Raw genomic sequence first — 8,049 nt, 5'->3', positions numbered from 1 at the left:
GCGGACGTGGAGGCGCTGCACGCGATGGCACGGGACCGGAGGACGTGGGGGAGGGTTTAGGGGGACGGGCTTTCTTCGGTTTCTCGGTTTCTTGGAGCTGCACCACGAGTTCACCGTCCCCGTCCCGGTCGACGACGCCTGGCACGCCCTCCTGGACATCGAACGGGTCGCGCCGTGTCTGCCGGGCGCCGTGGTGGAGGACTACGACGGCAAGACCGTGACCGGCTCGGTGAAGGTCAAGGTCGGCCCGGTCACCGTGACCTACCGGGGCACTGCGGTGTTCGAGGAGCAGGACGCGGTGGCGCACCGGATGGTGCTGGCGGCGAGCGGCAGGGAGACCCGTGGGCAGGGCACGGCCCGGGCCACGGTGACCGGCACGCTCAGCGAGCACGAGGGCGGTACGGCGGTGTCGGTGCGGACCGACCTGACGGTGACCGGGCGTCCCGCGCAGTTCGGGCGGGGCGTGCTGGCCGAGGTGGGCGACCGGCTGGTGGGCCAGTTCGCGACCTGCCTGGCGGACCGGCTGACCGAGCCGGCGCCGACCGCGGGGGGACAGCCCGATCGCCCGGAGGAGGCCCAGCCGGCGCCGGCCCCCCGGGAGGAGCCCGAGCCGCTCGATCTCCTGCGCACGGCCGGCCTGCCGGTGGCCAAGCGCGCGGCGGCCCTGGCGGCGGCGCTCGCCGCACTGGTCTGGACGGCGACCCGCCTGCTGCGGCACAGGCGCAAGGGGCACACCACCAGGCGCCGGTGACGGGCAACCTGCCTGGCAGGGGCGCGGGGTGCTGCGCGGTCGGCCACGAGCCGCCGATCCCGGCAGAGAGGTGAGCGCCCCCGGCGACCGCCGGCGCGCTATTCGGGGTCGCCCGCGAGCCGCGCGTGAAGGTGCTGGTCGTGCCAGCCGTCGGCGTGCAGCAGGGCGCCGCGCATGGTGCCCTCGAAGCCGAATCCGGCCTTCTCGGCCACCCGGCAGGAGGCGGGGTTGGCCGTGGAGTGGGACAGCCGCAGGCGGTGCAGGCCCAGGTCGTGCAGGGCCCACCGGGCGAGCCGCCGGGTCGCCGCGACGGCGAGGCCGGCGCCGCGCGCCTCGGGGAGCAGCCAGTAGACGATCTCGGCGCCGCCGCCCGCGAGGTCGACGTCGTTGAGACCGATCAGCCCGAGCGGCGGGCCGCCGGGCCGGGCGATCGCCCAGACGGCACCGGTCTCGGCCCGCCACCGCCCGTGCATGCGTGCGATCCGCCGGCGTGCCTCCGTCCGGTCGGCGACGGCGAACAGGTTCCACTGCCGGATCGCCGGGTCCTGCCCGGCGGTGAGCAGCGTGTCGGCGTCGTCCGGCCGCCACGGCCTCAGTTCCGCGCCGCCGGCGAGGCCGAGCACCGGCTGGTCGGCGCCGGCCATGCTGCCCGCGGGCACGGCGTCGGGTATGCCGGATCTGGAGATCATCCCGCGATGATCGCACGGCGTGCTACCGCTGCGGCAGGTGGTGCAGGGTGACGTCGGCGAGCGCGCCGTCGGCGATCGTGGCCGTCAGATAGGTGCAGTGGGGCTGGCGGCGGCGGTCGGTCGGGGAGCCGGGGTTGAGCAGGCGCAGCCCGCCGGGCGCGGTGCTGTCCCAGGGGATGTGGCTGTGGCCGAAGACCAGCACGTCGAGGTCGGGGAAGCGGGCGGCGCAGCGGGCCTCGCGGCCCTGGGCGGGGCCGGTCTCGTGCACGACGCCGAAGCGCAGGCCGCCGAGTCGCGCGTGGGCCACCTCGGGGAGGCGGGCGCGCAGCTCGGGGCCGTCGTTGTTGCCGTACACGCCGACCAGCCGCCGGCTGCGGGCCTCCAGCAGGTCGAGGGTCGCGGTGTCGACCCAGTCCCCGGCATGGAACACGACGTCCGCCTGCGGGAGTTCGGCGAGCAGGGCGTCCGGGAGCCGCTTGGCGCGCTTCGGCAGGTGCGTGTCGGACATGAGGAGGAGGCGCACGCCCCCAGCCTAGGCGGAGGAGGAGGTCAGCCGGCGGATTCCGAACCCGGCGGCCAGGACGGCGGCGCCCGCGCCGAGGGCCGTGGCGGCGGGGTGCCGGACCATCGCCTCCTGCCAGGAGCGGGGGTGGGCGCTGTCGTCGAAGGCGCCGTGGGCGCCCTGGTCGTCGGCGGGCTCTCGGTCGACGGGTTCGAAGAGGTTGTCCAGGCCGGTGGGCGGGACGCTGTCGCTCTGCTGGGATTCGAAGCCGGTACGGGCGAGGTAGCGGTCGAGCAGGGCCGGGACGAACCGGTTGGCCCAGATGGTGGCCACGGTGCTGGCGCCGACGTAGAACTGCTTGCGGCGCGGGTGGTCGGCCGCGTACGCCACGCCCCGGGCGGCGACCTCCGGCTGGTAGATCGGCGGCACCGGCATGGGGTGCCGGGACAGGCGGGAGCGCACCCAGGCGAACTGGGGGGTGTTGACGCCGGGCATCTGGGCGACGGTGACGTGCACGTTGCTGCCGCGGTGCAGCAGTTCCGTGCGCAGGGAGGAGGTGAATCCGTTGATGGCGTGCTTGGCGCCGCAGTACCCCGACTGGAGCGGGATGGACCGCTCCCCGAGCGCGGAGCCGACCTGCACGATGGTGCCCCGGTCACGCGGGAGCATGCGCGTCAGCGCGGTCCGGGTGCCGTTGACGAAGCCGAGGTAGGCCACGTCGGTGATCCGCCGGTACTCCTCCGGGCTGATCTCGTCGAACGGCGCGAACACGGACGCGAAGGCGCAGTTGACCCATACGTCGATCGGCCCGAACTCCTTCTCGGCCGCCTCGGCGACCGCCTCGGTCTGTGCCGGGTCGGCCACGTCGGCGGGCTGGACGAGGGGGCGTCCGCCGAGGGCCGCGACCTCGTCGGCCGCCGCCCTCAGCCCGCCCTCGCCGCGCGCGACGAGGACGACGTTCGCGCCGCGTTGCCCGAACAGCCGGGCGGTGGCGCGGCCGATCCCGGCGCTGGCACCGGTGATGACGACGGTGGTGGGCATGATCAACTCCTGTTCCGGCTCAGTGGCTTCGATGTGTGTGCGGTGCTCCCGGGACGTCACTCCACCCGGTACTGCCGGGCCCGTTCCTCGACGAGGGTCAGGCCGAGTCCGGGTGCCCCGTCGGCGCCCGGGGTGATGCTGCCGCCGCCGGGGTCGAGGACTCCGTCGAAGAGGAGCCGCTCGATGCGGACGTGGTCGTGGAACCACTCCAGATGGCGCAGGTTGGGCACCGCGGCGGCCACGTGCGCGTGCGCGTGCGGCGCGCAGTGCCCGGAGATGTCGATCCCGCGCGCGTGGGCGAGCGCCGCGGTGCGCAGCCAGACGGTGATGCCGCCGCACCGGGTGACGTCGGCCTGGAGACAGTCGACGGCCCCGGCGGCCAGCATGTGCTCGAAGTAGGGCAGCGTATAGCCGTACTCGCCGGCCGTGACGTCCATCGGGAGCCGGTGGCGCAGGTCGGCGAGGAGGGTGAGGTGGTCGGAGGAGACGGGCTCCTCGAACCAGGTGACGCCGGCGTCGCCGAGCGCGGCGCCGATCCGTACGGCCTGTCCGCCGGTGTAGCCGCCGTTGGCGTCCACGTACAGCTCGGCGGTGTCGCCGACGCTGGCCCGGGCCCGGGCGACCCGCTCCAGGTCGCGTCGCTCCCGGCCGCCCCACGACTCCCCGATCTTGATCTTGGCGCGGGGGATTCCCTCGTCCTCGGTCCAGCCGCGCAGCTGGCGGTCCTGCCGCTCGGCGTCGTAGGTGGTGAAGCCGCCGCTGCCGTAGACGGGCACGTCGTCGCGGGCGGCGCCCAGCAGGTGGACCAGGGGCAGGCCGAGCAGGCGGGCCTTGGTGTCCCAAAGGGCGATGTCGACGGCGGCGATCGCCTGCGCGGCCACGCCGGGCTGTCCGGCGTTGCGCACGGCCCGGCACATCTCCTCGTTGGCGCGCGGCACGTCGAGTGCCGGGAGGCCGGTGACGGTGCCGGCGAGCAGTTCGCGGATCAGATGGGCGGTGGCGGCGGGGGCGTAGGTGTAGCCGAGCCCGGTGGTGGCGCCCGAGCGGACGGTGACGAGGACGAGCGTGGTCTTGTCCCAGGCGAGGGTGCCGTCCGCCTCGGGGGCGTCGGTGGGCACGGTGTAGACGGTGGTGTCGACCGCGTCCACGGTCGGCAGATCGGTCATGGTCACCTCCTCGTGCCCGGCCGCCGCAGCCCGAGGGCGGCGCCCGCGGCGGCGAGTCCGGCGAGGGTCGCGGTCGTGGCCCAGCGGGCGGTGCGGGAGGGCTGGGCCGGGCGGTCGGCCAGGCGTTCCGGCTGCTCACTCGGCAGGTTGCCGACGAGTCCCAGCGCGAGGGCCTCGGCGAGGTGCAGGGCGCGGCGTCCGGTGCCGCCCTCCTCGATCTGGGTGCGGCAGCTGAAGCCGTCCGCGAGGACCAGGCTGTCGGGGGCGGCGCCCCGGACGGCGGGCAGCACGCCCTGTTCGGCGACGGCCATGGAGACCTCGTGGTGGCCGCGCTCGAAGCCGAAGTTCCCGGCCAGGCCGCAGCAGCCCTCGTCGAGGACGTCGGCGTCGAGGTGGGCGCGGCGCATGAGTTCGCGGTCGGCGTCGAACTTCATGACGGCGTGCTGGTGGCAGTGGGTCTGCACGGTCGCCTGCCGGGTCAGTCGCGGGGGCCGCCAGTCGTCCGGGGCGTGGTGGACGAGCTGTTCGGCGAAGGTGCGGACCTGTCCGGCCAGCCGTTGCACGTCCTGGTCGGCGGGCATGAGTTCGGGGGCGTCGGCGCGGAAGACCGCGGTGCAGGAAGGTTCGAGGCCGATGATCGGGGTGCCGGCCTCCAGGTAGGGCTTGAGCACGTCGAGGGTGCGGCGCAACACCCTCTTGGCGACGGGCAGTTGCCCGGTGGAGATCCAGGTCAGGCCGCAGCAGACCGGCTCGGTGGGTACGGCGACCCGGAATCCGGCGTCCTCAAGGACGCACACCGCCGACCGTGCGATCGAGGGGTGGAAGTAGGTGCTGAAGGTGTCGGGCCACACCACCACGGTGCGCGGGTCGGCCGGGTCCGGTTCCTCCCGGTCACCGGCCTGCCACCACTGCAGGAAGGACTGCCGGGCGAACACGGGCGCCGAGCGGGCCCCGTCCACGCCGGCGAGCCGCTTGCCCGCGCCGGCCAGACCGGGCGCGTGCAGCGCGGAGTTGACCAGGCCGGGGGCGAGCCGGGAGAGCCGTGCCCACACCGGGAGCCAGCCCATGGAGTAGTGGGCGGCGGGGCGGACGCGGCCCTCGTAGTGGTGGGAGAGGAACTCCGCCTTGAGGGTGGCCATGTCGACGCCGGTCGGGCAGTCCGACTTGCAGCCCTTGCAGGCCAGGCACAGGTCGAGCGCGTCGTTGACGGCGGTGGAGTGCCAGCCGTCCTTGATCGCGGAGTCGGCGTGGCCGTCGAGCATCTCGAACAGCAGCCGGGCCCGGCCGCGGGTGGAGTGCTCCTCCTCCATGGTGGCCCGGTAGGAGGGGCACATCACGCCGCCGGAGTGGCTGCGGCAGTTGCCGATGCCGACGCACCGCATCACCGCACGGTTGAAGGAGTGGTCGTCCTCGGGGAAGTCGAAGTGGGTCGCGTGGGTGTCCGGCCGCCAGGCGGGGCCGAGACGCAACTGCCCGTCGACGGGGTTGGGGTCGACGATCTTGCCGGGGTTCATCCGGTTGCCCGGGTCGAAGAGGGTCTTCAGCTCGCCGAAGGCGGTGACGAGCCGTTCGCCGAACATCCGGGTGAGCAGCTCGCCCCGGGACTGGCCGTCGCCGTGCTCGCCGGACAGCGAGCCGCCGTAGGAGACGACGAGGTCGGCGGCGCGCTCCACGAAGCGGCGGAAGTCGGCCACGCCCTCGGCGGTCTTCAGGCCGAACGGGATGCGGGTGTGCACGCAGCCCTGCCCGAAGTGGCCGTACAGGGACGGGTGGTCGTAGTCGAACTCCAGGAACAGCTTCTTCAGGTCCCGCAGATAGTCGCCGAGCCGCTCGGGCGGTACGGCGGAGTCCTCCCAGCCCTCCCAGGTCTCCCGGTCGTCCGGCGGGCGGGCGGTGACGCCGAGTCCGGCCTCGCGGGCCTTGAGCATCTTCTGCTCGCGCTCGGGGTTGTCGGAGAAGGCGACGTTCGCGGCCTTCTCGTCGCGGCCGATCGCGCGCAGCAGCGCGTGCGCCTGCTCGTCGACGTCCTCCTGGCTGTCGCCGCTGTACTGGATCAGCAGCCAGCTGTCGCCCTCGGGAAGGGTGTTGAGGGAGTCGAGGAAGGCGCCCTCCTCGCGCATCAGCTGCGCCATGCGCCCGTCCAGGGCCTCCAGCTGGCTGGGTGAGCAGTGCTCCAGCAGGTGGGAGACGTCGTCGCCGGCGCCGCAGATGTCCTCGTAGCCGAGGACGAGCAGCGACTGGTACGCCGGCACGGGTACGAGGTCGAGTTCGGCCCGCAGGACGGTGACGAGGGTGCCCTCGCTGCCGACGAGCGCCCTGGCCACGTCGAAGCCGCTCTCGGGCAGCAGGGAGTCGAGGTTGTAGCCGGAGACGCGGCGCGGGATCTTCGGGAAGCCGTGGCGGATGTCGGCCAGGTACTCGGTGGCGATGCGGTCGAGCCCGGTGTAGATCTCGGCGAGCCGGCCGCCGCCGGCGATGACCCGGGCCCGCTCGGCGGGCGGGGTGGGGCCGACCCAGGCGCGCTGCCCGTCGTAGGTGAGGATCTCCAGCCGCCGGACGTTGTCGACGGTCTTGCCGTAGGCCTGGGCGGAGGAGCCGCAGGAGTTGTTGCCGATCATGCCGCCCAGCGCGCAGTGGCTGTGGGTGGACGGTTTCGGCCCGAACTGGAGCTTGTGGGGGGCGAGTTGCCGGTTGAGTTCGTCCAGGACGATACCGGGCTCCACCACGCAGGTGCGCCGCTCGGCGTCGACGGATATGAGGCCGGTGCAGTACTTGCTCCAGTCGATCACCACCGCGGTGTTGGTCGACTGCCCGGCCAGGCTGGTGCCGCCGCCCCGGGAGAGGACGGGGGCGTCGAAGCGTGCGCACACCGCCAGGGCCCGGGCGCCGGCCTCCACCGTGCGGGGGACGACCACGCCCAGCGGGACCTGCCGGTAGTTGGAACCGTCTGTGGCGTAGGCGCCGCGGCTGCCTGCGTCGAAGCGGACCTCGCCGTCCACCTCGGCGCCGAGTGCCGCCTCCAGCCCGGACATGTCCGGAGGGGTCATCTGTGCTCCTCGATCTCACCGACGTGCTGCCGTGTCTCGACGAGCGGCGAGTACCCGACAATTTGTCAGGCAAAGCTGAACAGTTTCGACTGGACAGTCTTGACTGACGGATCTAGGGTGGCGGCATGGACCACATCTCCGACTCGGCCGTGCGGGCCGCACGCGACCTGCGTGTGGTCTTCAGCAGGCTGCGGCGCCGCATCCGCGAGATCGCCCAGGACGCCGACCTGACTCCGTCCCAGGAGTCGGCGCTCACCCTGGTCGGCAAGCACGGCGCGGCCACGGCCAGCGCGCTGGCCGCCGCCGAGGGGGTGCGCCCGCAGTCCATGGCGACCACGCTCGCCGCGCTGGAACAGCACGGGCTGATCCGCCGCGCCCCCGATCCCGACGACGGCCGCCGCCAGCTGGTCACCCTGACCGACGCCGGCCGGGCCCGCATCGAGGGCAACAAGCAGGTGCGCGACGAGTGGCTGGCCCGCGCCTTCCAGGACCGGTTCACCGACGACGAGCGCCGTACGGTGCTCGCGGCACTGGAGCTGATGGAACGGCTGTCCCAGCCGTGATACCGAGACTCTCCGCCCGCGCCGGCCGAGCCACCGGCCCCTCCCCCGCCGGCTTCGACCGCCGGCTGATCCCGCCGATGGTCCTCGGCTCGGTCCTGAACCCGATCAACTCCTCGATGATCGCCGTGGCTCTGGTGCCGATCGGCGTCGCCTTCGGGGCGCCGCCCGCCGAGACCGTGTGGCTGGTCTCCGCGCTCTACCTGGCCACCGCCGTCGGCCAGCCCGTCATCGGGCGCCTGGTGGACATGTACGGCCCGCGCAGGCTCTACCTCATCGGTACCGCGCTGGTC

8 protein-coding genes are annotated in these 8,049 nt (G+C 73.6%); 3 read left to right on the top strand and 5 right to left on the bottom strand.

Annotation, left to right across the window (positions count from 1 at the left end; all coding sequences use genetic code 11):
• The first annotated feature begins 91 nt into the window (after positions 1–91).
• Entirely contained in the window at positions 92–751 is a 660-nt protein-coding gene (locus tag ACWEN3_RS35700) for an SRPBCC family protein (protein WP_452979625.1), read from the top strand.
• 98 nt (positions 752–849) lie between these two features.
• Here the strand turns inward: ACWEN3_RS35700 and ACWEN3_RS35695 are convergent, their stop codons facing one another.
• From ACWEN3_RS35695 to ACWEN3_RS35675, 5 genes are read right to left on the bottom strand one after another with little or no spacing between them, the layout of a single operon-like run.
• The gene (locus ACWEN3_RS35695; RefSeq protein WP_452979622.1) at positions 850–1,440 is read right to left on the bottom strand and encodes a GNAT family N-acetyltransferase; all 591 of its coding nucleotides are present in this window, start codon (positions 1,438–1,440) and stop codon (positions 850–852) included.
• A 22-nt stretch (positions 1,441–1,462) separates the two neighbouring features.
• A complete protein-coding gene (locus ACWEN3_RS35690; RefSeq protein WP_452979619.1) occupies positions 1,463–1,963 on the bottom strand; it encodes a metallophosphoesterase family protein in 501 nt (166 codons plus the stop codon).
• A gap of 9 nt (positions 1,964–1,972) precedes the next feature.
• On the bottom strand, positions 1,973–2,983 hold the full coding sequence (locus tag ACWEN3_RS35685) for an SDR family oxidoreductase (protein WP_452979616.1): 1,011 nt from the start codon (positions 2,981–2,983) through the stop codon (positions 1,973–1,975).
• 56 nt (positions 2,984–3,039) lie between these two features.
• The gene (locus ACWEN3_RS35680; protein WP_452979614.1) at positions 3,040–4,149 is read right to left on the bottom strand and encodes an enolase C-terminal domain-like protein; all 1,110 of its coding nucleotides are present in this window, start codon (positions 4,147–4,149) and stop codon (positions 3,040–3,042) included.
• A gap of 2 nt (positions 4,150–4,151) precedes the next feature.
• On the bottom strand, positions 4,152–7,196 hold the full coding sequence (locus tag ACWEN3_RS35675; RefSeq protein WP_452979611.1) for an FAD-binding and (Fe-S)-binding domain-containing protein: 3,045 nt from the start codon (positions 7,194–7,196) through the stop codon (positions 4,152–4,154).
• A 125-nt stretch (positions 7,197–7,321) separates the two neighbouring features.
• Between ACWEN3_RS35675 and ACWEN3_RS35670 the strand changes: the two genes are divergently transcribed.
• Both ACWEN3_RS35670 and ACWEN3_RS35665 read left to right on the top strand, forming a co-directional pair.
• Entirely contained in the window at positions 7,322–7,759 is a 438-nt protein-coding gene (locus ACWEN3_RS35670; RefSeq protein ID WP_452979608.1) for a MarR family winged helix-turn-helix transcriptional regulator, read from the top strand.
• Positions 7,756–8,049, top strand: a 294-nt coding sequence (locus tag ACWEN3_RS35665; protein WP_452979606.1) for an MFS transporter, incomplete at its 3' end; no start/stop codon positions are given. The genes ACWEN3_RS35670 and ACWEN3_RS35665, both read left to right, overlap by 4 nt.

Source organism: Streptomyces sp. NPDC004561 (assembly GCF_053602155.1).
This window is presented reverse-complemented; position numbering and strand designations above follow the sequence as displayed.

Bases quoted from the DNA above. Each gene is read 5' to 3' on its own strand.
- ACWEN3_RS35695 (WP_452979622.1), bottom strand. From the start codon at position 1,440: ATGATCTCCAGATCCGGCATACCCGACGCCGTGCCCGCGGGCAGCATG.
- ACWEN3_RS35685 (WP_452979616.1), bottom strand. From the start codon at position 2,983: ATGCCCACCACCGTCGTCATCACCGGTGCCAGCGCCGGGATCGGCCGC.
- ACWEN3_RS35680 (WP_452979614.1), bottom strand. From the start codon at position 4,149: ATGACCGATCTGCCGACCGTGGACGCGGTCGACACCACCGTCTACACC.
- ACWEN3_RS35675 (WP_452979611.1), bottom strand. From the start codon at position 7,196: ATGACCCCTCCGGACATGTCCGGGCTGGAGGCGGCACTCGGCGCCGAG.
- ACWEN3_RS35670 (WP_452979608.1), top strand. From the start codon at position 7,322: ATGGACCACATCTCCGACTCGGCCGTGCGGGCCGCACGCGACCTGCGT.